Origin of the sequence: Rhodopirellula baltica SH 1 (assembly GCF_000196115.1) — a bacterium.
In the GTDB taxonomy this organism is placed as follows: Bacteria; Planctomycetota; Planctomycetia; order Pirellulales; family Pirellulaceae; genus Rhodopirellula; species Rhodopirellula baltica.
In genome coordinates this window covers 5845220-5871892 of sequence record NC_005027.1, presented here as the reverse complement: position 1 = coordinate 5871892, position 26673 = coordinate 5845220, and the positions used below count along the sequence as shown (strand labels likewise).

The 26673-nt window shown below is 55.9% G+C and carries 18 protein-coding genes and 1 tRNA gene; 12 read left to right on the top strand and 7 right to left on the bottom strand.

What is annotated here, in order from left to right:
• Nucleotides 1–543 precede the first annotated feature (543 nt).
• The 6 genes from RB_RS28625 to RB_RS22320 form a co-directional block, all read right to left on the bottom strand.
• Nucleotides 544–1104 (bottom strand): DUF6985 domain-containing protein, encoded by a 561-nt coding sequence (locus tag RB_RS28625; RefSeq protein WP_011122943.1) that lies wholly within the window; start codon nt 1102–1104, stop codon nt 544–546.
• Between the two features lie 7 nt (nt 1105–1111).
• Nucleotides 1112–2272: an iron-containing alcohol dehydrogenase gene (locus tag RB_RS22340; protein WP_011122942.1), complete on the bottom strand. Its 1161-nt coding sequence runs from the start codon at nt 2270–2272 to the stop codon at nt 1112–1114.
• Between the two features lie 77 nt (nt 2273–2349).
• Entirely contained in the window at nt 2350–4719 is a 2370-nt protein-coding gene (locus RB_RS22335; RefSeq protein WP_164922366.1) for a glutamine amidotransferase, read from the bottom strand.
• Nucleotides 4716–7283 (bottom strand): BatA domain-containing protein, encoded by a 2568-nt coding sequence (locus RB_RS22330; protein ID WP_011122940.1) that lies wholly within the window; start codon nt 7281–7283, stop codon nt 4716–4718. The genes RB_RS22335 and RB_RS22330 overlap by 4 nt, the downstream gene beginning before the upstream one ends.
• The gene (locus tag RB_RS22325; protein ID WP_007336025.1) at nt 7280–8086 is read right to left on the bottom strand and encodes an alpha/beta hydrolase; all 807 of its coding nucleotides are present in this window, start codon (nt 8084–8086) and stop codon (nt 7280–7282) included. Before RB_RS22325 ends, RB_RS22330 begins: the two co-directional genes overlap by 4 nt.
• Nucleotides 8087–8275: 189 nt before the next feature.
• Nucleotides 8276–10408: a sigma-54-dependent Fis family transcriptional regulator gene (locus RB_RS22320; RefSeq protein WP_164922365.1), complete on the bottom strand. Its 2133-nt coding sequence runs from the start codon at nt 10406–10408 to the stop codon at nt 8276–8278.
• A 40-nt stretch (nt 10409–10448) separates the two neighbouring features.
• On the opposite strand from RB_RS22320, the gene RB_RS22315 reads away from it, so the two are divergent.
• The 9 genes from RB_RS22315 to RB_RS22275 all read left to right on the top strand — a co-directional run bounded on the left by RB_RS22315 (nt 10449) and on the right by RB_RS22275 (nt 18699).
• Nucleotides 10449–11273, top strand: a complete 825-nt coding sequence (locus tag RB_RS22315; RefSeq protein ID WP_007327143.1) for an enoyl-ACP reductase FabI — start codon at nt 10449–10451, stop codon at nt 11271–11273.
• Between the two features lie 46 nt (nt 11274–11319).
• Nucleotides 11320–11913: a thioredoxin family protein gene (locus RB_RS22310; RefSeq protein ID WP_011122936.1), complete on the top strand. Its 594-nt coding sequence runs from the start codon at nt 11320–11322 to the stop codon at nt 11911–11913.
• A gap of 5 nt (nt 11914–11918) precedes the next feature.
• Nucleotides 11919–13325 (top strand): glycerate kinase type-2 family protein, encoded by a 1407-nt coding sequence (locus tag RB_RS22305; RefSeq protein WP_164922364.1) that lies wholly within the window; start codon nt 11919–11921, stop codon nt 13323–13325.
• A 103-nt stretch (nt 13326–13428) separates the two neighbouring features.
• Nucleotides 13429–13502, top strand: a tRNA-Arg gene (locus RB_RS22300).
• A gap of 115 nt (nt 13503–13617) precedes the next feature.
• Complete coding sequence (locus tag RB_RS22295; protein ID WP_164922363.1) at nt 13618–14856, top strand: tyrosine-type recombinase/integrase; 1239 nt, start codon at nt 13618–13620, stop codon at nt 14854–14856.
• Between the two features lie 242 nt (nt 14857–15098).
• Nucleotides 15099–16421: a hypothetical protein gene (locus RB_RS22290; RefSeq protein ID WP_231845887.1), complete on the top strand. Its 1323-nt coding sequence runs from the start codon at nt 15099–15101 to the stop codon at nt 16419–16421.
• Between the two features lie 55 nt (nt 16422–16476).
• On the top strand, nt 16477–16767 hold the full coding sequence (locus RB_RS22285; RefSeq protein ID WP_164922362.1) for a DUF1580 domain-containing protein: 291 nt from the start codon (nt 16477–16479) through the stop codon (nt 16765–16767).
• Nucleotides 16767–18371 carry an ATP-binding protein gene (locus RB_RS22280; protein ID WP_164922361.1) on the top strand — a complete coding sequence of 535 codons (1605 nt, stop codon included), beginning with the start codon at nt 16767–16769 and terminating at the stop codon, nt 18369–18371. The genes RB_RS22285 and RB_RS22280 overlap by 1 nt, the downstream gene beginning before the upstream one ends.
• Nucleotides 18364–18699, top strand: a complete 336-nt coding sequence (locus tag RB_RS22275) for a hypothetical protein (protein ID WP_011122930.1) — start codon at nt 18364–18366, stop codon at nt 18697–18699. The genes RB_RS22280 and RB_RS22275 overlap by 8 nt, the downstream gene beginning before the upstream one ends.
• A 225-nt stretch (nt 18700–18924) precedes the next feature.
• Here the strand turns inward: RB_RS22275 and RB_RS22270 are convergent, their stop codons facing one another.
• Nucleotides 18925–19503 carry a hypothetical protein gene (locus tag RB_RS22270; protein ID WP_231845886.1) on the bottom strand — a complete coding sequence of 193 codons (579 nt, stop codon included), beginning with the start codon at nt 19501–19503 and terminating at the stop codon, nt 18925–18927.
• Between the two features lie 515 nt (nt 19504–20018).
• On the opposite strand from RB_RS22270, the gene hsdR reads away from it, so the two are divergent.
• The 3 genes from hsdR to RB_RS22255 are packed head-to-tail and all read left to right on the top strand — an operon-like array spanning nt 20019 to nt 26629.
• Complete coding sequence (gene hsdR / locus RB_RS22265; RefSeq protein ID WP_011122926.1) at nt 20019–23435, top strand: type I restriction-modification system endonuclease; 3417 nt, start codon at nt 20019–20021, stop codon at nt 23433–23435.
• 21 nt (nt 23436–23456) lie between these two features.
• On the top strand, nt 23457–24980 hold the full coding sequence (locus RB_RS22260) for a class I SAM-dependent DNA methyltransferase (RefSeq protein WP_011122925.1): 1524 nt from the start codon (nt 23457–23459) through the stop codon (nt 24978–24980).
• Nucleotides 24977–26629, top strand: a complete 1653-nt coding sequence (locus RB_RS22255; RefSeq protein WP_011122924.1) for a restriction endonuclease subunit S — start codon at nt 24977–24979, stop codon at nt 26627–26629. Before RB_RS22260 ends, RB_RS22255 begins: the two co-directional genes overlap by 4 nt.
• The last annotated feature ends 44 nt before the right edge of the window (nt 26630–26673 follow it).

Here is a 26673-nt window from a genome sequence, read left to right as displayed (position 1 = left end):
AGCAGCGTTCAAACCACTGCGAGGTCCAGCACGCCGGTGGAGTCTCCACCACCGCTAGGTGCGCATGCAGTTGTCACCCATCGCTTGCGAGTGCAAACAGCGGAACGAGAGAAACGAACAATGGCATAGGAAAAGTTGGTGCCATTTGTCGTGGTCCATTCCGGTGCACAAGCAGTAGCTCGTCCCCTCCAATCCGACCATAGGCACGTGCAATCCAAAGTCGATCTGCTTCGATTACCAGCACGGATTGGATGCAAGCTACGCCTGGGCAATCAACCTCTGTCGCAGGCTGATAGGACTCTCCTATCACATCGGCGCGCGGTCGAACGCAACGGACGATTGCCTCAGCGGAAACAGTCCCGCAAGAACATCCGTGGCGTTGTGTGTGACGCAGATTGTGCAACCATCGTCGATCAATTTATGTTCAGCACCAGGTGGAACGTAGAACGCAGCTACGCCTGGGTATTCAATCGTTGGCCAATTTGAGTAAGTCGCCACGATCAACGTCTCGTTGCGAGTGTTTCTATCGGGTCACGGATACCGTCAGACAAGGCATCCACAGTCAACGACTTGCCAGTCGTTCACCAGAACGTCGACACCGTGTTCCTCATCCAGATCGGTCGAAAACGAGATTATGAAGCAGGCTTTCGAATTCACATCGTCAGAAAGGTCGTCGATGAAGCAGCACGGCGAGTGAACCAGATCTGCAACTTGATCACGAGACCAACCGCCAATCGCTTCAGGGAAATCGACGCCATGATTTCGACGAAGGTCGTCAAAGTACGCGAAAATGGCATCGAGTGCTTCGCCTTTCAACGAATGTTCATACGCAACGATTCGTCGGACCAAATCAAGCTCACTTTTGCTAGGCCTGCAAGCCTCAACGAGCAACTGGAAGCCGAGTTGTCCGTCGAAGATGCGGCATCCGATTTGACCGACCCACTCCGTGTGCGGGCACGCAATACGTTGCCCATTGACTTTCACTGTAAGCGTTGCATTCGTGTCAGCGCATGACAACACGAGTTCTGTTGGCTCAACCACGATGGACGCAGGCGCTGCTTGATGAGGCTCACCGAAGATGGCACTTCGTAGTCGGTTGAACATCAGAGCACTAAACCACTTCGCGATACAGCGCTCTCGTGGAGTCTTCGTCGAGCTCGATGGGATTGAACGTTCCCGTCCACTGCTTCAGCGCATCTTCGACGAACAATCCAATGTCCGATGTTGGGATCGATAGATCATCCAGCGTCGTCGCGAGATCCGCTTCTCGCATCCACTCTTCAATCAATTCGGCCAAACGTGTTGGCGCCTCGGAAATCTCACTGTGCGGTTCCAACTCACGCAACAACTCCGAATACCAATCCGCGTGAACAGTTCCGTTGAAACGAACCACCGCTGGCAACATCAATCCGACCGCCTGTCCGTGAACCACGTTATGCCGGGCAGTCAAAGGATTGGCCGTGGCGTGCGCCGCGCCCAACATCGATGTTTCGATCGCCATGCCAGCCAGACACGCGCCAAGTTGCATGTCTGCGCGAGCTTCCAAGTCATCGGGCACCTGCAACACTCGGACGAATGATCGGCCCAACAATCCGAATGCCCGTCGACTGTAGGTCGTCGACATCACGTTGCGTTTCTTGCTGACGTAGGTTTCAACCGCATGCGAGATCGCATCGATGCCGGTCAGCGCCGTCACTCCGCGTGGCTGGGTCAACGTGAACGTCGGATCCAGCAAAGCGATTCGGCATGCTGCCTTGGGATCACCGCACGCCATCTTCACGTGTGTCTCAGCGTCGCTGATCAAAGCAAAACTTTGAGCTTCGCTGCCGGTCCCCGCAGTCGTCGGAATGGCAATCATCGGCAGCATCTCCGACGTCGCCTTGCCCACGCCATGGTAGTCATGAATGCGACCACCGCAGCTGTACACAAAGTTGATCCCTTTGGCGCAGTCCATGCTGCTGCCGCCGCCAAGCCCAATCAGCAGATCCGGCTGAAAGTCCGCTGCAACACTCACCCCCGCGTCCACCATCGCCGAAGTTGGGTTTTCGGCGAATTCATGGAACGCGTGGACTTCCCAGTTTTTGTCACGCAGCAACCCGGTGATGCGATCAAAATGGCCAGCCGCGACAATTCCTGGATCGCAGACGACCAAAACTCGAGGTCGTCCCGAGTCCAAGACGCCACCGAGAGAGCGTGCCAACTCGTTGATCTGATTCGAAACGTTCGGCCCAAACACGATTCGCGTTCGTTGATGAAGATCAAACGGTTGCATGCGGGTGTCCTAAATAAGGGCGGCAATCGAGGCAGGAGATCAGGCGGGAAGGCCCATCAGTTGAACGCATCCGTCGCTCATGCCAAACCCCATTGACGTCGCAGGAACCACTCGACCGATAAAGCCCCGGCAAACAATAGAAAAATGAGCCAACCGCTCACCGGTCCGTCACCCAATCTGAATTTTTCGATCACCGTGCGGGTCGACTCGGTGCGGCGTGACTGAATCAAATCCACCAACTCATCCATCTGGTCCGGCTCGAAAACACGCCCGCCGGACCCCGATGTCGCGGATGCCATCTGACGAAGCAGAGCATGATCGGTCTGCGCAACACTCAATTCTCGAGTGTCGTCGAGGACTTGAAAAGCGACCTCTGCCGGTTCAATCGGTTCGCCAGAATCCGTTGTCGCTACCTCACTGACCGGACCGACTCGCAATCGATGAAATCCTGGCGGCATCGATGGCAACTGCCCAGTCAACGAAATGGATGATTCATTTGTCGACACCGTACTGGACATCGGTACCACCACGGTCTCTCCCGACGACAGAATCACTTCGGCTTGGAGCGACCCAACGTTGGACACCGATTGCGAATCCAAAACGGATGATAGGTCACCTCGAATTGTCGCAGTGAACAAGGGTGCTTCGGTGGCCACAAAACGCCGGGGCGCCAAATCAAGTTGAATGGTCTGCTGAGATGAATCCTCACGAGCAAGTGACCACAAAATCAATTGCCGCCAAAACCGACGATGAAAATCACCCAGCCCCGCACGCCGCCATGTCCAAGTCGAATCAAACGCCAGTGTCGCCACTCGGCCGCGACCATATTCGCCAACCACCATCATTGGCTCGTCACTCGGTGTCGACAACAAGACCTGAACCCCCGGGGCAACCCGAACCGATGGCCATCGGTTGGCCCCCGGCATAGAAGGCAAATCAGACCAACCAACCACACTGCCTTGTTTGCTGACTTCGATCGTCGTGATGGGATGCATGGTGGACGGTCGCAACACGACTGGTTGTCGCATTGGATCGGCGTCCTTGCCCAACCGATCCGACGCATCCAACGGTCCTGGTGGTTGGCGTTGCCGATCATCTAATTGAACCGGCAAGACTTTCGCCAACGGCGTCGTCGCGTAGCCGCCTCGCGAATAAGTGTGTTCGCCACCCAACATAATCAACGCCGTGCCTTCACCGACTGAGTCCGCCAACTCCTGCAGTTGCTCATTCCCAAGTGCCGATGAATGCAGGTCACCTAAGATCACAACGTCATAGCGACCGCGACTGAAATCATCCACCAAATCGATCGGCCATGCACCTACCGTGTCTCGTGGAATCCATCGATAGGTCAATTCCAAATCGAGAAAGCGACTGAGCGCCCAACGCAGATCCTTTTGCTCCAATCGTGGTGTTCCTTCCAAGTACAACACTCGGCCGCCACCTTCGCGAACGTCAACAAATGCAACTTGCGAATTGTTATCCGTGATCGTCTCACCCGATCGTGTCTCGACACTGGCGACCAATCGATATTGGCCGGGTGGAGGAGCCAACACAGGGACTTCGATCGCGATGGTTTGTTCCATCGATTCGGGTGTGACTGTTCGAGTCGCCGCGATCGCGGTTTGACCAGCCGAATCGATCCACTTCAGCGAAACTTTGGCAGGCGACTGCACAATGCCTTTCGTGTGCACATCAAACAAAACACTGGATTCGTTGCCCGTGAACATGCGAAATGTTTCGGGCAATGATTCGACTGCCAAATCGATTTGTCGAGAAGCCTCGGCGGGAGGCCCCAAAGGGATTGCCCATACCGGAACCCCCATCGCGCCCACCAAGCGTGCTTCTCGTCGTGGGTCCGACTGCTCCGCCTCGTTGCCTTCGGACCGATTGGTGACCTGGGTTCCGTCGCTGAAGACCGCCACCCCGGTCAACGGACTGTTTCGCCCTCGGTTCATCGCCATCAACAAAGGAGACGACAGATCGGTCTCTTTCCCGGAATGTTCAATTTCACCAACGCGTTGTGCCAGCGTTCTCAGTTCAGTCGTTCCGCTCTCACCGATCACATTTGCCGATGCATCAAACCCAACGACAACGACTTGCAAGGCTTGATCAGAATCCGACAAACCTTCTGCCAATCGCTCAAGCGACCGTCGCTGCTGCTGCCAACGGTTCTCCGATCCATCGGATGGCAAACCCATGCTGGCCGATGTATCGATCGCGATGGCAAGAGTGGCCGCCGCGGGCCGGTTGTCTGTTCTCACGAGTGCCGGACGAAGCAGCACCAAAGCCAGAGCGATGGATGCCAGACCACGAAGCAACAGCAATCCTTGTCGTCGACGCCCGCTCACTCCCGGCGGAAGGATTGTGAACAACATCGTCGCAATCAAACCCACCAACAGCAAAGCCACCGGCAACGAATCATAAATCGGGTCGAGGCTCCAACTCACGCTGCCTCTCCCGATGTTCGGTAAAACCGATTGCTCAGCAATTGCTCGGCTAGAAAGACAATCACGGCCAGCAACATCATTGGGCCATGCAGTGACACGGGAGGCGAACCACCCACGCGACCTTGGATCGACAACTGTTCTCCGGAATCCGATGGCACCCATTGCTCGGCACCGAATCGCTGATCCATCTCCGACTCAGTGACCCGTTCATCTCGTGACCAAACGGGGTCCAAGTTCGTTGAATACCCGCCCCAATAATCAGGGCCACGCAAGAACGTTGTTCCGACTTCGTTGGTCTCTGAAAACACACCATCACGATCGGCAACGTTCACTTCACGGATCGTTGGTTCCCCATCGATCTCGTTGCCTTCGGCCATCGGTGGGTACAGTCGCACGCTCGATTCCGTCGTGGCGTCGGCCGTTGCCTCCACCGCATCGATGGCACGCCGAAGCTGATTCGCGGCATCCTTTTCAGGAACCACCGCGGTCGCGCCGACCAACACCGTTGTGGCTTGATCCGATACTCCGGTCGCCCACTGCATCAAACCGCGCCAAATCACAAACGCGGGCCAAGCGTCTGCAGCGGTGAACAGTTGATTCCACGAACGAGTTTTCTTTGACAAGGCGGGCAGAGGTGTGGTGAGCACCGCGACGCGACCTGGTTGATTGTTGGCATCGTCCGGTGCGATGGTCCGAGCAACGACGGCGGGGTGCTGAGTCCCGGCGTAGCGGACGACGGTCTGCCAACCGGCAGTCGCATTGGGTTCGCTCTGCCAGTAACGATTCACGCGAAATGCACTCCAAGATGGCTGATCATCCAGCGACGTCAGTGGTCGCAAAATGGGATGCATAGGCAAACGCTCTTCCAAGAAACGTCCGGGCTCAGGCACACGCCATGATCTCACTAGATCAGGCAGCAATCGATTCGTTCCATCGGAACCTGCCTGATTGTTCGGCGACGCAACACCCAACACTTCCGTTGACGGGCCGAGCATCATCACCACACCTCCGCCGCGACGAGCCAACTCGACGAGTTGATCCACTGTACTCTGCGTCAGCCCACTACCCGACACAACCGATTGAGACGCCGCATCGATTTGGATTGGCGGATCGATCATCGCGACCGCATCGATCAGCTGCCAATCGACCGCCGACAAATCGGAATACGTCACGCCGGCCACACGAAACCCGGCTCCGTCTTCATCCGGTGCAATAGGTGCCGTCAGACCGTGTCCCAACCTGTTCCGTTCATCCGCGTTTTCGCCTACCAACAACACACGTGGCGGAACGGGAATATTAAGCGTCAAAAAACGACGATCGTCCCATCCAAATGCGTCGTCGCCGACGAGTTCAACGACCGCATGATGAGTTCCCAAATCCAATGGCGGCAACGTCAACACCAATTCCGCATCGGCCCCCGCAACAACCGTCGCCGATGCCCGATCCACCCCTCGTAACCTTGGCAGAACCAATTCGCCATCGCGAATAACTGGTAACGATGGATCACGCTCGTACAAACTCAGTTGCACCGTCACATTGATCGATTGCCCCTCGCTCGCGGAAGACGATTCCATTCCAACCGATACCGAAATGGGGATTGAGACGCCCGGCGCCGAAGCCGCATCAATCAATTTGGGCGGCGACAAAAAGCGATTGATCAAGCGTTCGGCCGATGCATCAAAGTTTCCATCGACACTGGCATCGACTTGCAACATCGATATCGCAACGTCTTCTGGTTGCATCGCGGGCGTTTGCGCAGACGGCTTCCACGACGCCGCGTTCCAATCTGAAACCACCACCAACTGCTTGCCCGGCAAATCGCTGGATCGCAACAACTCGATCGCTGCGTCCATGCGTTCTTGAACCGGCAATGGATTGGCCAGCGGCTTCATCTGAGACAAACGCAATCGCGCCGATGCGGCATCCAATGCAAACCCAATCGGTGTCGCGGAACGATCCAGCACCACCAGCCGACTCCCTTCCGGTAAACGCTCAATCACCGTTGCCGCTTCGCCGATCGCGTTTTCCAACCGACTGGAATTCGTCCCGTCGGAGCTTGAGATCAACCGTTTGGACGAAGGACCATTGTCGATTAGCAACGCCATCGCGACAGGCTGTTCGTTGCCTTCCGACAAATCACCCGAAGTCGCCCATGTTCTGGTCCCTAGGAACAACGAACCGACCAGGGCGAGCAAACCCGCCACCGCCACGCCAATGGCCAACGACCGTCCCATCCCGCGCGCGACCGCAACGCTGGCCAGAATCAAGAAACCGACTCCGGTCAATCCCATCAGACCAACGGTCCACCACGTCGAAGACAGCGATGAATCGATGTGTGGTCGAGCCAAAGCGACCGCCAAGGCGATGACCGCCAACACACGGAGCGCCAACAACCACCAACGACGAATTCGCAACCGACTTCGTTGCGAACTCAGTTTGGGTCTTAGAAACCGGACCCCCGGAAACACAACGCGTTGCGGTTCACGGCGAGCCAGCAGATGCAGTGCGATTGGCACCACCGCGGCCAGTGTTCCGAGAATCAGCGTTGCATTGAAGAACGTCACTTGCGATCCGTCAAATCAAGAATCCATTGGGCCAAGTGGTCCAATGTACCCGCCTCGATCGTGTGGGGCCCTTGGAACGCTCGGAACTCCCATTCCAAAGCCTCTTCGTGCAACGTGTCCGCCAATGTCGCGGCACTGGAAAATGGAAGGATCTGATCCTGCGTTCCGTGCGACTGCAAGACACGAGTGGCTTTCAATCGTCCGCTTCCCGATTTCGACGCAGCGTCAATCCATTGCGGTCCACACACCAACGTACCCGAGAACTGAACCAGAACGTCCGGCGGAGGAATGTCGCCGGTCAGTGCCGTGTTCATGGTCACCATTGCTCCTTGCGAAAAACCACCCAAGACATACGGACGGGACGTCTCACCACCCATCGACGGCGAACCAGAGCAAGCGGGTGGATCAGCGGGCATGTTGTTCAGCACCGATTGGACGACAGAAACCAATTGCCCACTGGCGGTTTCGATTCCCGGCGGAGTCTGATCGTGCAATTGGTCGAACTGGGATGTTTGGAGCAATTGCTGAAGGGATGCCATGTTCAGTGGCCACCACGCTCGCCCACCAGGCATCCCTTGATCGGCCAAATCACCTGGCGCGACCGGATACACAAACCGCACAGCTTTGGCCGCGTCTCCAAGTTTGTCGATCAAGTAGTCCGTCAAGCCAACCAAATCATCGCCGGGAGCTCCGTAGCCATGACACAGTATGACTGGCAACCAAGGTTGATCGGAACCATCGACAACGGTGCACGCGAGCTCGCCGAACGACGACTCATGAAAAGATTTCTTGGGATTGTTCATGCCTCCCAAGATAGTGCGTTGGCGGCGATTGAGTCAGCCCAGAAGCAAATCAAACCACCGCCCCAATTGTTCCCAAACGCTCACCGAATGATTGTCTCGAATCACTCAACAAGACGCTCGTGTTAGAGAACAATTGGGACCGTGGTTCGATCTTGAGCCAGCGTCCGCGAGATTGCTCGCAATGGCGAACTAGCTGGACGTTGGCATCCCCAGTTGACGCATCTTTCGATACAGATTCGAACGATGCAAACCCAGTTTGCCGGCCGCTTCGGTCATGTTGCCACCACACGATGCGATCAAACGCTCGATGTGTTGGATCTGGAACTCTCGCGTCGCTGAATTTAAGTTGCCATCGACGTCGTCCATCGTCGGCGAGACCGTTGACGCTCGCGTCGCAGAAGGCGACATCATCAGATCACTCGCTTCGACCACATCTGTCGTGGTCAAGTAACAAATGCGTTCGACTGTATTGCGCAGTTCCCGCACGTTGCCTGGCCAATCATGCGACAACATCGCATCGCGGGCACTGGCTGCGAATGTCGGCACCGCACGCCCAATTTGTCGGCAGAAATCGACCAAGAAGTGCTCGGCCAACTCCATCACGTCATCACCGCGATGAGACAGTGGCGGCAACGTCAGCGACACAACGTTCAACCGAAAGAACAAATCTTCGCGAAAACGCTTTGCCGAAATCAGCTCCTGCAGTGGTTGATTGGTCGCCGCGATCACTCGAACATCGACGGGAATTGGTCGCGAACCACCAACTCGAACGACAACTTTCTCTTCCAAAACCCGAAGCAGTTTGGCTTGCCCGCCGGCACTCATGTCGCCGACTTCATCCAGGAACAGCGTGCCGCCGTTTGCCAATTCAAACTTGCCGACTCGAGTGTCCGATGCATCGGTGAACGCACCTTTCTCGTGACCAAACAGCTCACTTTCCAGCAACGTCTCAACCAACGCGGCGCAGTTGACCGCGACAAACGGGCCATTGCGACGTTCACTTTGATAGTGAATGTGCTGGGCCAAAACTTCTTTGCCCGTTCCGTTGCTGCCCAAAACTAGAACGCTGAGATCCGTCGGAGCCACCTTCGTGGCGTTGCGGCGGATTTCTTGGATGGAATGATGATTGCCAATCAACGGCTTGGACTGGGCTGCTTGCTCGACCAACCGATCACGAGTCTCGGTCAAATCCGTTCGCGTCCGATAGGAATCAATCGCGATCGAGGCGTGCATTGCCAACTCGGTCAGAGTGCGTACATCCGCGGCATCAAAACTTTCGTTGCGGTGGTCGCCGGGTCGAGCGTTGATACCTTCGAAGACACCGATCACTTGATCGCGTGAGTTGACCATCGGGACAGCCAACAAGGATCGTGTCGTGAAATTCTGAGCTTGATCGATGCGTCGATTGACGCGGCCTTCATCGGTGCCCCCGGCGGACCACCATCGAGGACTGCCGCTGTGCAAGGCTTCACCAACGATTCCCGCATTGTCCTCCACCTCGAGCACACCACCCTCAATTCCAATCGCGGGCCGGCCAATCAACTTCTTGGTGCGTTTGTCCCATAGAAAAATGGTGGCTCGTTCGCAGTTTAAAACTTCACAGGCACAATCAGCCATCGATGCCAACAACTGTGCGTCGCTGTCGAGTTGCTGCCATACGGCGGCATGCTGCAACATCTTCGAAGTTTGCCACAATCGCCGAGCGTCGTTTTGGTGATTGCGTTGCAGCCACAAAAATCGGCCCAAAGCGGTCGCCAACATCTTCAATGTGTCCGAGTCAGCCGGTTTGCCATCGATTGACAACACAATCGCGTCGCTGCCAACTCCCGGCAAAATATCCTGCCCCGACCCGAGGTTCCCTGCCGCCGCTCCCGTGCCGGCCGATCCCGGTCCTCTGCCTGCCGAAGTGGCCATGTCGGCCCCCGGCGCAATGGGAATGCTCAGTCCGGCAAAACCATCCGCGGTGACAAATTGATCGTCCGCGACCGCTTGGCTGGCCAGTGACTCCGCTTGCCCCCAGCGATCTCCGGTCCAAAATGTCGATTGCCATCGATCCTGGACCTGGCTGACCACGCCGCCACGAAGCGATGCTTGATTTCCGACTAACCCCAGCAGAACCGGCATGAATGACGTCAGCGCGTTGCCGTGGGTCATCGATGCCTCCGTAGCTGCAGAGGAAACGTGCGGAGGCAAAACAGACTGGGACCGATCCATGGTTGAATTTGCTTTGACAACATTGAGAGATGAGTAACCAATCACGCTTCGGTGCCCAGAGAAGAACGTCGGCTTGTCGGTCTTGGAAACCGCCGCGATGATGTTCACCGCTGGACAATCAAATAGAACTAAGCCGAAAAGGTTGAAGATGCAATTTGAAGGAAAAAAGGGACTGATCATTGGAGTCGCCAATGACCATTCGATCGCTTGGGCGATCGCTCAGGAAATTCTGAAGCAGGGTGGTAAATGCGGTTTCACCCACCTTCCCGACCGTGCGGACGACGAAAAACAACGCAATCGTCGTCGAGTTGCCAAATTGACAGATCCAGAAGATGGCGCAGAATTCCTGCTACCCATGGACGCGAATAACGACGACGACATCCGCACCATTTTTGAACACACCGAGAAAACCTTCGGGAAAATCGACTTTTTGCTGCATTCGATCGCCTTCGCCGACCGCGACGACCTGGGTCGCGAAACGATGCACACGTCGCGATCTGGATTCAAATTGGCGATGGAATCCAGCGTTTTCTCCTTGCTGGCCGTCACCGCAGCCGCCGAACCCATCATGAACCCGGGCGGGTCCGTCCTGACGATGACCTACTACGGCGGTGAGAAATGCGTCCCCGGCTACAACGTCATGGGTGTTTGCAAAGCCGCTTTGGACGCCTCGATGCGTTATTTGGCGTTTGACATGGGTGCTCGCGGTGTCCGCGTCAACGCTTTGTCCGCCGGTCCGATCCGCACGCTGGCCGGACGAGCCGCTGGCGTCGAAGAAATGCTAACCATGTACGAACACATGGCGCCGATGGGCCGCAACGTGACCCACGAAGAAGTCGGAAAATCGGGTGCGTTCCTGCTGTCCGACGCCAGCTCCGGAATTAGCGGAGAAATCCTGCATGTCGACGGTGGCTACCACGCCATGGGCAGCCCAGGCCGTTTGCTCGACGAAATCAAAAAGCAAACCAAGTAGCTCCTAGCTAATTGCTAATTCACCCCCTCAGCCCCAAGGAACTTCCATGGTTCGCACCGCTTCGACGATGATGCCACTGGGCACCGCCGCACCCGACTTCTCACTGCCAGAAACCGATGGCGGAACGGTCTCGTTGACCGACTTCAAAGATCACAAAGCGTTGCTCGTGATCTTCCTCTGCAATCACTGCCCCTATGTCAAACACGTCGCCGAACAACTCAAGTTGTTGACCGACGAATACATGCAACATGGTGTCGGCGTCGTTGGTATCAACAGCAACGACATTGCGAAGTACCCCGACGATGATTTCGATGCGATGAAAGCCGAAAAGGAATCTCGCGGCTACGCGTTCCCTTATGCCTTGGACGAAGACCAATCGGTCGCCATCGCCTACGGAGCCGCCTGCACACCGGACTTCTTCCTGTTCGATGCCGACCACAAACTGACCTATCGCGGCCAACTCGATTCCAGCCGTCCCAAGTCCGACTTGCCCGTCACCGGCGAAGACTTGCGTGCAGCACTCGATGAAACCATCGCGGACCGTTCGCCCAAGGCGGAACAACGTCCCTCAATCGGCTGCAACATCAAGTGGAAAGAGGGCAACGAGCCGACCTATTTCGATCCCAATGGCACTGCGTGATCCCCATGGCTCCAGGAACGCTGTTAAGCGACGCCCAAGCCATGTTCGCGCACGGCGTCGAAGCGGTCCTGGGAGACCGGCTGATCATCGACTCGGTCTCATTTGATGAGACCGCGATGCTGATCGCCGACCACTCGATTCGCAAAGACTCCTTTGATCGCTTTGTCGTCGTCGGCGCCGGCAAAGCCTCCGCAGCGATGGCGGCGGGTATATCGGAAGTCATTCGGAACCACTTGACCACCGATAGCGGCCTGGACTTTCCCGTCATCGGACATGTCAACGTGCCCCAAGGATGCCACCGCGACCTGCCCGGCATCACGATCCAAGAAGCTCGACCGGCGGGAGTCAACGAGCCGACCGTCGCCGCGATCGAAGGCACTGACCGGATCCTCCAACTGGTCGCCGACGCCGGACCTCGCGACCTGGTGATCGGCCTGATTTCGGGTGGCGGCAGTGCACTCCTGTGTCGTCCATCGCCCGGCATTTCGCTCGATGACAAACTGACCGTCACACGTTGGCTCAGCTCGCACGGCGCCGACATCGTGGCTCTCAACACCGTCCGCAAACACCTCAGCGATGTCAAAGGCGGTGGACTTCTGCGAGCCAACCGGGCCGGACAGTTTCTGACCCTCGTGCTCTCGGATGTCCTCGGCGATCCACTCGACCTGATCGCATCCGGACCGACCGTCCCCGATACCTCCACGGCGATGGACGCACTGGCCGTTTTGGACCGCTTTGACCCTGATCACCAACTGCCACACGTTGTTCGCGAACACCTGAAGCAGGCCGCCGATCACCCCGCGTCCACCATCGCCGCGACCGACCATTCCACCTTCGTGCTTGGCAACAACGCGGTCGCCGTCGACGCAGCGGGAATCACCGCGGAAGCCCTGGGCTACAACCACGTCATGCATTGCCATCGTCAATCCGAAGGCGATGCGGAATCTGTCGGCAGGCATTTGGCTGACCTAACCCTCACGATGCTGCAAGCGGATCCAGCCGTGCATCGGCAAGATGCCTTTTTGAGTGGTGGCGAACCAACCGTCTCACTCGCCGACGCATCGATTCGGGGCGTCGGAGGCCGCAACGGACAACTCGTCCTGGCCGCCTACGCTCGACTGCTGGAATTGAATCTGACCGACGACCAATGGTCACGACTCGCGATTCTGTCGGGCGGCACAGACGGTGAAGACGGCCCCAGCGACGCCGCGGGCGGGATGATCGATGGCGACGTTCATCGGCGAATCATGGAACTCGGCCTCGACGTGCACGACGCCATGCGACGCAACGATTCGCACGGCTTCTTGCGGCAAGTCGGCGGCTTGCTTCTGACGGGCCCCACTGGCACCAACGTCTGCGACATCCGCATCGCTTTGGTTGACCATCCAAAGCACCGCCGCCACTCAACCTGAACAACAGCCCTAACTCGCGTGAGCGCCACCCCGACAGTCATCTGTCGCAACCTGTCTTGATCCGTCACAATGGTTTTCGTGAATGGGCTACGCTCATTCCCATGCACCCGTGGCACAATTGGATAGCGCGTCGGCCTCCGAAGCCGAAGGTTGTGGGTTCGAACCCCGCCGGGTGTATTGGCGTTTAACCCCGTGATTCGTTGATAAAACGATTACCTGCCGCTGTTGGCAGAGCACACTTTTGCAAGTCTTCTTGTGGGTAAATACCCGCAAGGTATTGAAAGTGATGCTCATGCTTCATTCAAAAGGTGCGGTCCCGAAGTACCGCAAACACTCCAGCGGACAAGCCCGAGTCACCATCAACGGGCGTGACTACTATCTCGGCCCCTGGAACAGCCGGACATCCAAGTACGCCTACGACCAAGTCGTCATAGAGTATCTCGCGAGTGGGCGAAGCCCGAACTTCGGATTGGAATCCCAGGAGCTGACCGTCGCGATGATCATGCTGGATTACGTGAACTACGCTCGCAGCTACTACGGAGACGGCAAGTCATCCGAACTTCATCGGATCAAGGCTGCGTTGAAGCCGGTGAAGCAGTTGTACGCGAATTCGTCTGCAGCTGACTTTGGCCCTCAACAGTTCAAAGCGGTTCGCCAAGCAATGATTGACAATGGCCTTTCCAGGCCGGGCATCAATCACCACATGCAGCGCATCGTCCGGATGTTCAAATGGGCAGCTTCCGAAGGAAAGATTCCCGCATCGGTGTTCGAAACCCTGCGTCTGATCCCAGGATTGAAGAGCGGTCGCACTGAGGCTCCGGATACGGAACCAGTTCTTCCTGTCGAGGAATCGGTCGTCGAAGCCACTCTCCCAATGCTCACGCCAGTCGTCAGGGACATGGTTCGTGTTCAATTGCTGATCGGTTGTCGGCCTGGCGAAATCTGCAAGCTCACGCCTGGATGCATTGATCGTTCCGAAGATGTTTGGGTGGCAACCGTCACGGAACACAAAACACAGTGGCACGGGCACAGCCGACTTCTTTTCATTGGTCCTCAAGCACAATCGATTCTCAAGCCGTACTTGGATCGTGGCGAGGACGATTGCCTGTTCCGCCCCGTTGATGCAGTGGAACAGCGAAGGGCAGAACGTGCCGCGAAACGCAAGACTCCCAAGTCATGTGGAAATCGGCGGGGCCGGAAATACGACCGAGGTGGACTGCGAGGCAAAAAGTCGAAGAAGTCCCCCGGTATTGAATACACGACTGACAGCTACCGGCGTGCGATTCACAATGCGTGCGACAAAGCCTTCCCTGGCCCCGAAGGCCTGACTGCAGATGAAATCAAGGTATGGCGGTCGGAACATCGCTGGAGCCCCAATCGTCTGCGGCACACTCGCGGAACGGTGATTCGCCAACAATTCGGACTGGAGGGAGCTCAAGTGGTTCTCGGCCACAAGAATGCTGATGTCACGCAGATCTACGCGGAACGTGACATTGCCAAAGGGATCGAAATCGCTCGAAAGGTTGGCTAGCAACCTCTGATTCGAAGATCAGATGAATGCAAACGCCGCTCCAAAACGAGCGGCTGATTTGGTAAAAGGTTTGCAAAGACCAGCAGACATTGCATCTGACTACGGACGCCGCAGACACTGCAACGCCGCACTTTCCCAGACAGTGCTGATAACGTCCAAATCTCGTGGTAACTCGTTCCCTCAAGAGCACGTCGGGAAAAATTTTTGCCCCGGGACCGGGGTGCGCCACCGAGCAAGAACCAGTGGTCTCACATTCCGTTGTGGATCTCGAACATGAACCTTTTCCTAGTTTGCCTGCCGTGGATTCCCCCTTCTTTTCAAGAGAGCTTTTCGCACGTGCGATGGAGCCACGTGTTCTCCGCCAAGTTGTTTCAGAGCTTTGCGAGAGAGAACTACTCGAAAAAGGCACGCTCAGCCATGCCCCAATCGAAGAACGCGTCGAAACGGGCCTGTCCGATGACGAATACCTAATCGCTCTAGCAATTCATCTGTCACCACAGGAGTTTGCCACAGACTTTGAAAGCGACTATTTAGCACACGACATTGTGCCCGATTCGCAAGCCATTCCTGCGGGGTGTGTCTCGCCGGTAGTTCCGTTCCACTTCACGTTCCCGGATGAAGTGATACGTGAAAAAGCGGAATTCAAGTGTCTCGAGCGCGAACTCGAGAAGCTCCGCGAGAGCCTCATTGCAGAGCATCTCAAGAAGCACCCGAATGACGATCGCACCCAAGCGGAATTGCAAACGCGACGCGACTACTATCAAACCGAAAGAGAAAAGATGCAGTCTTTCCTCGACACGGAACAACTACCGCCAATTTCGAAGCAAGCGATGTTCATTTGGATGGACTGGGTATACGCATTGGACGGGAAAATCACACCGCGGATATTAAAGGCAGCTCGACACTACCTACGCGAGTTGGTCGAAAAGGAAGTCTCACAGATTGAGGCAGCGATCAACGACGAAACACCAAACCAGCGAATCGAAACTTCAAGATCTAGTTCGTTGACTTCCTCTCTGACTCTCGCTGAACCAGAGGGTGGGATTCATAAGCAAGCTGGGCAAAGCTTATTTGCGGATACGAATGCTGACGGCACGAAGGAAACGCGTGTTACAGCCTTCCCCAGGCCGCAAGAAGAGGAACAACCAACGACCGAGATACCTAGGGAGCAATCGTATGCTGAACGACGAAAAGTCGCTGAGGAAATACTCCTGAGCAGACAGATGCCCGAAGGATCAAAACCTCCTGGCATGTCACGAACACTGATTGATGCTTTACTCTCCGCGGAGCCGGAATCGATCGAAGAGAACGAGCATAGCCTTCTTGTCAGTCAACTTGCAGGGCGTGTTTGGGGTAGCCGAAACGCAGAACCGTCTGAATCCGCAGTGAATAGTTTAAGTAGCAGAACCAACAACTACTTTCGAAGGGTGCTCATTCCCCTTCGCATCGAGAAACTATGGGTAAAATCCGAAGCATGCGAGCGTCTTTCGCTGGTTATCCAAGAAAAATCTGATTGGGAGAGCGCGCGAAAGCGCGGAAGAGCGCAGAAGAGCGCGGAGACTTAATCCAATTTGCTCTGATCCTAGTGAACATTCCGTATTTCACTAGGAGTTGCACAACATGCAATCAGAAAAGCTTCTTCCTTTGCTCGATGCGATTGAGCAAGAGACCGGCCATCGCACCCATCCCAGCACTGCCATGCGGTGGTCTTTGAAACCCAACAGGCACGGCAACGTGTTGGAATCCTGGATGATTGGCGGTCGGCGAATGACTTCCGTCGAAGCTGTTCGCCGCTACATCGAAGCGAACACTCAACAGTCTTTGCATCGCGAGAGCCCCCGGCCCGCTCCAATCAATCTGTCCACCGCACACAACAACGCGATGCAAGCCCTCAGCCAGGAGGGACTGTGATGTCGGTGAATACCCCAGAACTCAATTCGGTTCGAACTGGCGAATCCGAAATCCCGAACCGCGACCAACGTGACAGCAGCGACGCAACGCTGCTCGTCAAACTCGCTGAAAAAGACTGCCAGCTTTGGAACAGCGGTTCCGACGGAAACGCCTACGCGACGATTCTCATTGACAGTCACCAAGAAACTCATTCGCTGAAATCAAGACAGTTCCAACGATTGATTGGACGGCGGTTTTACGAAACGTATGGACGCGTTGCCAACCCAAACAGCATTGGCTCTGCCATTTCCACGCTCGAGGGCAAAGCAATTTTCGAGGGTGAAGAAGGAACCCCGGCGATCCGGGTTGCTGGCAACGAATCCAAGATCCTAATTGACTTGTGCAACGATCGCTGGCAAGCAATCGAAGTCACAGCGAGTGACGTTCGATTTGTTCCGTCAGTCTCCGCAAACTTTGTTCGCCCTGCGGCGATGCAATCTCTGCCGACTCCTGACGGAACTGACCTCGATCTCCTTCGGAAATACATCAATATCCAAGACGATGACTTCTACCTGATGATCTCTTGGTTGATGATGGCATTGCATCCGTCGGGTCCATACCCGGTGTTGATGCTCTCGGGAGAACAAGGGTCAGCCAAATCGACGACGGCACGTATGCTGCGATCATTGGTCGATCCGAACCGGTCTCCAATCCGAGCCGCGCCGAAATCAACCCAAGACCTTGCGATTGCCGCCAACAACGGAAGAGTTGTGGCGTTCGACAACCTGAGTTCCATCTCTACATCGTTGTCGGATGCTCTTTGTCGTCTATCGACGGGCGGAGGCTTTTCAACGCGTGCGTTGTACGCCAACGACGAAGAGGTGATCTTTGAGTCGAAACGCCCCATCATCCTGACTGCCATTGAAAATGTAGCATCACGCGAAGACCTCGCCGACCGGACGATCTCCATCACTCTGCCGACGATTCAAAAGGGTAGTCGTCGGACAGAGAAAGAAATTTGGTCCGACTTCGAACGTGATGCTCCGGCGATTTTCGGCGGCTTGCTGGAACTACTTTCCGCTGGCCTCCGCAATCTGGATTCTGTGTTTATCCCTGAGCTTCCTCGAATGGCTGATTTCGCACAGTTTGCTACCGCCGCCGAGACAGAGATGGGATTGCAGCCGGGAGGCTGGATGAGGCTTTACAGCCAAAACATCCAGGCGACCAATCAAGCACTGGTCGACGACAAGCCCTTGATCGGCCTGATTCGTGAATGCTTGCAGCAGAACCCTGAACCGATGCAAATCAGCGATTGGCTGGACCTTTTGGAAAGCCAAGCGGAGCATGACCCGGGACAGAAAAGATTGATTCCTTCAACACCGAAGGCACTTGGCGGTGAGCTCAGGCGTCTGGCTCCCGTGATGCGTCGAGCCGGGATCGAAGTTGACTTCGATACGTACTCGAACAAGCACCGCACGATCATCGCGATCCAGGAGGTCGACGATGGAGGTGAACCCCGAGCTCCGCAGCATTGCGGCGTTGGCGGGGAGGACTCCGGTACTTCACCTCCGGACGTCAACGACCTTCTCGACGATGCAAATTTGGAGGACTCGAACAATGTGTAACGTTTCAAAGCAAAATCTGCAGCGAAAGCTGCTTGCTCTGGCAGTCGGTTCGGTCAAAATCGATGATCAGATGATTGACATCTGGTCGATCAAGACCGTTCCGATCAACCTGCTCATTGAGTCGCAACAGCTCTTGTTGGACGATCACGGGATGGTCTCCCAGATTTCCACCGCGGACCAAGAATGTCGCTGCCCTCGATGCGGTCGAGAATGTGACGTCCTCTACGTCACCGGCAAATGGAAATGTTCCGCGTGCGAACCTGTCGTTGATCGACGCAAACAGGCCATCCTGGATTTGCTTGATCAACTGAAAAACATGGATCGCTAGTTCGACACACGACTTGCAAAACCAAGAAGTACACCGCTACAGCTCCAGAAATCCCAAAAGAACGGAGCTGTAGCGGGCAAGGCAGCGGAACAAAGAGCGTCCCTTCTTCAGGCGAACAGTGTGATCGAGAAGCAGAGCTGATCGTGGCACAACATTTAACGCAAACGAAAGGTCTGATCCAAACCGTTTTTCTAAACAGCGGCAACGAGCCAATTGTTCAATGGCTTATCGATTGCGCAAGTACCACTCCCCTTCGTCGATCTCTTCTCCGTACCAATAAAATTGTGTCTCGCTACGGAGATCTGGTTTCCAGATCATCACCTTCCACTCACCATGTGGTCGGCCGGTCCCGGCCATTGGTCCCTCCTCGGAAAAGACTGGCAGTCCCTGTCTCGCCTCATTCTCGAAGATGTCGAGATCTCGGTAGACAAGATTGCCTCCCCATCTTGAATAGGTGTCGGTGAATCGGACGTTTTCGTTGTGCCAGGTACTTTCGTAGGTGTCGAAATACCCCCAAGCAACCACTGCAGCCAATGTGATCGGTATGCCGATCCATTTTGCTGTTCGGGGGCCGGAACGACGCGAGAGAATAACAGTGCCACCAACACCAGCAAGTGCAATGGAGGGATAGCAAAACAGCGGCAAGTTTTGCGAGTTCACAACAGAAAAGTACAGCCACGCGAAAAGTCCCAGGCCGATAATCCACCCAGGCCAGACAGTCGCCAGGAATGCCTTGAATTCTCTGATCGCCGCGGGACCCTCGATGGGTTCAGCATCCCAATCGGCTGGTTCGTTCGTTTGCAAACCTTGATTCACGCCAGGTTGAGGTTCAACGTCTGGTTCAGGTGCAATTAGGGGCGACGCATCCGGTTTGCGAAGACGCAGCAAATCCGAACACCTCGGACACTTGACTACCGCCCCGGCTTTGGAAACTGGATACCGTAGAATTCTGCCGCACGTTGAACATTGCATTCTGGCCGCCGTGGAATTGGTCATTTAGCAGATACTCCTCGATGTTCAAACTCAGCTGACGTCGCTCTGCGAATGAACAGATTTCTAGCTTTAGCTTGGGTTGAACAAACCTGCGATTCGGATGCGATCGCTTGCACGAGACACCCCGAAACCGCTTCAGAACTACCAGTCCCCCCTCTCTCGTCTTGCAGACCGACGCCATCCTGATCAAAATGAGCACCCCGTTCAATGATGGGCACCGCATTTTCGCCACACGATGCGTCGAAGCAGGCTGTGTGCAAGGTCAGTAGAGTCCTCGTCCAGAACATCCGGGCGCACAAATCACCGCGGACGATTGAGACGTATCTTTGGGACAAGGCGAGACACCAAAAGATCATCCAGGAAACTTCTGGTTCCTCGAAGGCTACCAGCCTGTACTTCTCGCCCATGCGCTGCGCGCCGAGCGGTACGTCTTCGATGACCCGAACACAGCCTTGGTCAAGCTGAGGCAGCTTGCTGAGTTCTTCGCCCGCGAGGTCGCTGCGGAACTCGGTATCGCCACCGGATCGCAGGAAGACTTCGTCAACGTTGAACGTCGACTGCGTGACAGTGGGATCCTGAACCAACAGCTTCGCGACGTGATGCGAACGGTTCGACAGAAGGGCAACTCCGCCGCTCATTCGCTGGCAGGGGAAAGGCGAGACGCACTGCATTGCTTGAAACTCGTTCGGCAACTGGCGATTTGGTTCCATAAAACGGTCCGCGGTGCAAACAACTTCCACGCAGGTCCATTCGTCCCTCCCGCTGATCCAGCCCAGGGAGACGAACAACTCTCTGAAGAGCTGGCGAGACTTCGAGAGACAGTCGAAAAGCAGCAGGCCGAATTGGACGCCGCCAAAGCGGAGTCCGAGAAACTCGGCGAAGTCGTTCGTGATCGCCAGTCCGCCTACGAACTGGCCAAAGGCAACGAACAGGCAGCGATGGAGCTTGCCGCCGAAACCGAAGAGACACTGCAGCAGAGGATCGAAGACTACGAACGATTGCTCAGCGAGACCGCAGCCAAGAACGCAGAGCAATCCGCCGAAGCTCGCGAAGACATCATTGAGGCCTCGCAGAAAGCGGCACAAGAGATCAGTCTCGATGAATTCGACACCCGCAAGCTGATTGATCAGCAATTGCGTGATGCCGGATGGGAAGCCGACACCTCAGAACTTCGATACGCCAACGGAATTCGTCCGCAAAAAGGACGGAACATGGCCATCGCGGAAGTCCCAACCGACGATGGAATCGCTGACTATGTCCTGTTCACCGGCCTCACTCCCATCGCAACGGTCGAAGCCAAACGGAAACGGCGCAATGCCCGGTCGGCAATCGATCAGGCACACCGGTACTCCAAGTCGTTCCGGATGTCCTCGGACTATGTCCAGCCCGGAGGCCCATGGGGCGAGTACAGCGTTCCGTTTGTATTCTCCACCAATGGCACTCCATTTCACCGACAGCTCATCGACCAAAGCGGAATTTGGTTTCGGGACGTTCGTGTTGAAACCAATCACCCACGTGCGTTGACCGGATGGTACACACCGGAAGGCCTGCAGGATCTGCTCAAGCTCGACATCCCTGCTGCCAATGCAAAGCTAGAAACCGAACCGCGAGACTACCTGCCGCTCCGCTACTATCAGCGAGATGCCATTGAGGCGGTCGAAAAAGCCATCGCCAAAGACCAAACCGAGATTTTGCTCGCGATGGCCACGGGAACCGGCAAAACACGCACAGCGATTTGTTTGCTGTATCGCCTGATCAAAGCCAGCCGGTTCAATCGCATTCTGTTCGTCGTGGATCGTCGATCCCTCGGCGAGCAAGCATTCGATGCATTCAAAGACGTCAAACTCGAACAGAACCAGTCCTTCCCTGAGATCTACGACGTCAAGGAACTCGGCGACGTGAAGCCAGACCGGGAAACGAAGCTTCACCTGTGCACGATTCAGTCGATGGTCAAACGAGTGGTTGACCAGGACAGCAATTCCGAACCGTACCCCGTCGACCAATACGATTGCATCGTCATCGACGAATGCCACCGCGGCTACACGCTCGACCGAGATATGAGCGAAGAGGAGCTCGGCTATCGAGACCAACTCGATTACGTCTCCAAATACCGCCGAGTGCTGGATCATTTCGATGCTGTACGGATCGGATTGACCGCCACACCCGCTCTTCACACGACCGAGATTTTTGGCAGCCCGGTCTATCAGTACAGCTATCGGCAAGCAGTGATCGACAACAACTTGGTCGACCACGAACCACCGTTCATCATTCTCACGGAACTCTCCGAAAGCGGAATGCACTGGGATGCAGGCGAGACGGTGAAATACTTCGACACCGTCACGAAAAGTATCGCTGACGAGACGACACCGGATGAGATCGACATTGAAATCGATGGGTTCAACCGGCTGGCGATCACGGAAAGCTTCAATCAGGTCGTATGCGACGTCCTCGCCCAGCAAATCGATCACACGCAACCCGGCAAGACGTTGATTTTCTGCGTTCGCGACACTCATGCGGACATGGTCGTGCGTTTGCTGACAGCAGCGATTGAGCAACGACACGGACCACAACCACACGACACCGTCAAAAAGATCACCGGCGACATCGAACGCACTTCGGAAGCCATCCGTCGTTTCAAGAATGAACCCATCCCAAAATACGTCGTCACGGTCGATCTGCTGACGACGGGAATCGATGTCCCTGAGATCACCAACGTCGTGTTCCTACGACGGACGAAAAGCCGCATTCTGTTCGATCAAATGATCGGTCGCGCGACTCGACTCTGCAAAGACTTGTTTTTCGATGGCGAAGACAAGGAGTACTTTCACATCTACGACGCGGTCGGGGTCTACGAAGCCCTGCAAGACCACACCGACATGAAACCGGTGGTGGCCAAGCCATTCACAATGTTCAAAAAGCTGGTCGAACTCTTCCAGAGCAGCTCAGACCCGGACGCACATGCGGACATCCGACAACAACTCGTCGCCAAACTACGACGCAAAACGCCTTCGATCAACAAGAACTGGCTCGATACCTTTGAACTTCTCGCGGGCGACACGCCCGAGGCGATCTCTGATTTGTGGGCCAGTTCCTCCGACGCAGAACTCCAACAATGGCTCACGGATCACGCATCTTTGATCACTGAACTGGATCAACGGAAGGCAGACGGTTCGATCATCATTTCGGAACATGCCGATGCGTTGGTTGGCATCGAGCGCGGATACGGTGGCAATCAGAAACCAGAGGATTACCTCGAATCGTTCCGCCAATTCCTTGTTGAGCATAAAACCGACATCCCAGCTCTGATCCTCGTGACCACACGACCACGAGATCTCACCCGAAAAGACCTCAAAGAACTGCAACTGCAACTTGAGCAACACGGATTCAACGAAACTGCCATCAAGTCCGCCGTCAAAGACACAACCAATCAAGACATCGCCGCGAGTATTCTCGGCTTCGTTCGTCATGCCATGCTCAACGAACCCTTGCTTCCCTATGAAGAACGGGTCGACGAAGCGATGCGATCCATCCTGACCAGCCAAAAGTGGCAACCGCAGCAAAGAAAGTGGCTGGAACGAATCGGCAAGCAAATCAAAGAAAACGTGGTCATCGATCGTGACCTCTTCGAAGTCGGCGCCTTCCAGGACCACGGTGGTTTTGTGAAGATCGACAAAGTTTTCGATGGTCGCCTAAACGAAGTCATGCAGTCGATCATCACCAGCATCTGGCAAACGGCCACTTAATCGTTCAGGACGAACCGATTCATGAATACCAACGACATCGTTGGCAAACTGTGGTCTCTCTGTCACGTCCTGCGTGACGACGGCATCACCTACCAAGACTACGTTAATGAGCTCAGTTTCCTGCTCTTCCTGAAGATGATGCAGGAAACCGGCCAAGAATCCGAGCTCCCCGACGGCTACCGCTGGAGCGATCTCGAAAGCAAAGACGGCGTGGAACAACTTGCGTTCTACCGAGCCATGCTGGTTCACCTTGGCACCGAAGGCAGCCCGCGAGTGCAGAGTGTTTTCGCGGACGCCAACACCTCGCTTCGTCAGCCCAAGAACCTTTCCAAACTCGTCCAGGATCTCGACGAACTGGATTGGTACGTCGCTCGAGAAGAAGGGCTCGGCGACATGTACGAAGGCTTGCTCGAACGAAACGCCAGCGAAAAGAAGTCCGGCGCCGGTCAATACTTCACGCCACGTCCGTTGATCGAATGCATGGTCAATTGCATGCGTCCTCAACCAGGTGAGGTCATCCAGGATCCCGCGGCTGGCACCGGTGGCTTCTTGATCGCCGCTCACCAATACATCTGCAACCAAACCGATGACCTGTTCGACCTCGATGCCGACGAACAAGTTTTTCAAAAGCAGCAAGCCTATCATGCCGTTGAACTCGTGCCTGACACGCACCGGCTGTTGGTGATGAACTGCATGCTACACGGCGTCGGCGGGCACCTAGCTAGCGGTGACTCCATGGGCAGCATCGGCCAGAACCTGCCCAACGCCGATGTGATCCTGACCAACCCTCCATTCGGCACCAAACGCGGCGGAGGCAAACCCACCCGAGACGATTTCACATTCGTCACCGGCAACAAACAGCTCGCGTTCCTGCAGCACATCTATCGCGGCTTGAAACCCGGCGGTCGAGCAGCCGTCGTTTTGCCCGACAACGTGCTTTTCGAAGAAGGTGTCGGCACACGCATCCGCGCCGACCTGATGGACAAGTGCAACCTGCACACGATCCTCAGGCTGCCCACGGGCATCTTCTACGCACAGGGCGTGAAGACCAACGTGCTGTTCTTCACACGAGGCAAAACAGACACTGGCAATACGAAGCAAACATGGGTCTATGACCTGCGGACGAACATGCCCGCCTTCGGCAAGCGGACGCCGCTGACGCACGGACACTTCGCCGAGTTCGAGAAGTGCTACGGCAAGAAAGCCGACGGCACCAGCAAGCGGACCGAGAAGACGGGCGGCAAGAAAACCTGTCCCGCCCTCTATGAAGACGACACCGTTCACGAAGGCGAGGAGAGCCGCTTCCGGGTCTTTTCGCGAGACTTCGTGCGTGAGCGAGGCGACAACCTCGACATCAGTTGGCTGCAGGACGATAGCGCCGGTGGCAGCGGCAGTGAGCTTGCGGAGCCGGACGAGATCGCGGCGATGATCCGCGAGCGTCTGGGCGAGGCGCTTGCCGAGATGGACGCGCTTGCCGAGCTGCTGGAACCGGCGAGCCTCGCCAGCAGTGGTTCGGGTGGCCTTGGCAGTGAAGGTCGAGAATGATCGCTAAAAAACAGAGTCCGGCAAAACAGAAACAGACGCCGACACAGGATAAATTGTCGCGGGGCGAGTCGGTGGAAGTCGCACGGTCCGGCGGCGAGAGTGCCAGTGGAGAAGCGTTGCCGGAGGGCTGGGCTGACGTTCCAATTGGTGACCTTTGCGATCTCGTCAATGGACGCGCCTTCAAGCCAAAGGAATGGAGTGAGACAGGGCTTCCGATCATTCGGATTCAAAACCTCAATAAAGCCGAAGCCAAATACAATCACTTCGACGGCGAGTACGCTGACAAGCACCTCGTTCGGCCCGGCGAGCTTCTTTTCGCTTGGTCAGGTACACCGGGGACCTCGTTCGGAGCGCACATCTGGAACGGCCCCAAGGCGTTGCTCAATCAGCACATCTTCCGCGTGCTTATCGACGAAGATGACTTGAACATGACGTTCTTCCGATTTGCGATCAATCACAAACTTGAAGAGTTGATTGGAAAGGCGCATGGAGGAGTCGGGTTGCGACACGTCACGAAGGGCAAGTTTGAAGCAACGCAAGTTCCACTTCCCCCACTCGCCGAGCAGTCTCGTATCGTGTCGGCGATCGAGTCGCTTCAGGAGCGTAGTTCGCGTGCGCGGTTTTTGCTTTCGGAAGTCGGGCCGCTGATCGGTCAGCTTCGTCAGAGTGTGCTGCGCGATGCTTTCAGTGGGAAGCTGACGGCAGACTGGCGAGAGGCCAACCCCAATGTCGAACCGGCCTTCAAACTGCTGTCACGCATCCGCACCGAGCGAAGAGAACGCTGGGAAGCCGAGCAGCTCGCGAAGTACGAAGCCAAAGGCAAACAGCCCCCCAAAAACTGGCAGGACAAGTACAAGGAACCGGAGCCGGTTGATGAGTCGGAGTTGCCCGAACTGCCGGACGGCTGGTGCTGGTGTCAAGTCGGAGACCTCATTGAGTCCTTCGATGCGGGTCGAAGTCCAACGGCATTGTCGCACCCTGCACGAGATGGCGAATATGGTGTCTTGAAGGTCAGCGCCGTGACTTGGCGAGAATTCGATCCCAACGCAAACAAAGCGTTGAAGGACGGTGACGAAATCGGAGATACGCCGACGCCACGGAAAGGCGATCTACTAATTTCCCGTGCGAACACGGTCGAGCTCATCGGTGCGGTGGTGCTCGTCAAGGCAGACTACCCGAACTTAATGCTGTCGGACAAAACACTTCGCATGAATCCTGCCTCAAAGGAACTGGTGCCGGAGTATTTGCTCTACGGCTTACGGTCTGAGTCGGTGCGTAAGTTTTTTGAAGACAACGCCACTGGCACAAGCAACTCGATGCGTAATCTCTCGCAGGGCAAAATCCTGGATGCGCCGATCGCTCTCGCCCCACTTGCCGAACAGCAAGCCGTCGCTGACTTACTTGTCACGAATGACGAAGCCTGCACGTCGGTGGCGAGCGGTTTAGCCTCAATGGAATCGTCGCTGACGCAACTGGACCAATCCATCCTCTCGAAAGCGTTCCGAGGCGAGTTGGTCCCGCAGGACCCACGCGACGAACCCGCCTCCGAACTCCTCGCTCGCATCCGTGCAAAACGCGTGGCCAACTCAGCCAAAAACACATCGAAGAAGAAAAAAGCAACCACAGCAAAAGCAGCGTCGAATGCCTAGTGAAAGAGAGTGGGTCGACACGTTCATTGAGGAACTGCAAAAGA

What these genes read in the sequence shown, in the direction of transcription:
- RB_RS28625 (WP_011122943.1), bottom strand. Translation starts at nt 1,104, where the DNA reads ATGTTCAACCGACTACGAAGTGCCATCTTCGGTGAGCCTCATCAAGCA.
- RB_RS22340 (WP_011122942.1), bottom strand. Translation starts at nt 2,272, where the DNA reads ATGCAACCGTTTGATCTTCATCAACGAACGCGAATCGTGTTTGGGCCG.
- RB_RS22325 (WP_007336025.1), bottom strand. Translation starts at nt 8,086, where the DNA reads ATGAACAATCCCAAGAAATCTTTTCATGAGTCGTCGTTCGGCGAGCTC.
- RB_RS22315 (WP_007327143.1), top strand. Translation starts at nt 10,449, where the DNA reads ATGCAATTTGAAGGAAAAAAGGGACTGATCATTGGAGTCGCCAATGAC.
- RB_RS22310 (WP_011122936.1), top strand. Translation starts at nt 11,320, where the DNA reads ATGGTTCGCACCGCTTCGACGATGATGCCACTGGGCACCGCCGCACCC.
- RB_RS22305 (WP_164922364.1), top strand. Translation starts at nt 11,919, where the DNA reads ATGGCTCCAGGAACGCTGTTAAGCGACGCCCAAGCCATGTTCGCGCAC.
- RB_RS22295 (WP_164922363.1), top strand. Translation starts at nt 13,618, where the DNA reads ATGCTTCATTCAAAAGGTGCGGTCCCGAAGTACCGCAAACACTCCAGC.
- RB_RS22285 (WP_164922362.1), top strand. Translation starts at nt 16,477, where the DNA reads ATGCAATCAGAAAAGCTTCTTCCTTTGCTCGATGCGATTGAGCAAGAG.
- RB_RS22280 (WP_164922361.1), top strand. Translation starts at nt 16,767, where the DNA reads ATGTCGGTGAATACCCCAGAACTCAATTCGGTTCGAACTGGCGAATCC.
- RB_RS22275 (WP_011122930.1), top strand. Translation starts at nt 18,364, where the DNA reads ATGTGTAACGTTTCAAAGCAAAATCTGCAGCGAAAGCTGCTTGCTCTG.
- RB_RS22260 (WP_011122925.1), top strand. Translation starts at nt 23,457, where the DNA reads ATGAATACCAACGACATCGTTGGCAAACTGTGGTCTCTCTGTCACGTC.
- RB_RS22255 (WP_011122924.1), top strand. Translation starts at nt 24,977, where the DNA reads ATGATCGCTAAAAAACAGAGTCCGGCAAAACAGAAACAGACGCCGACA.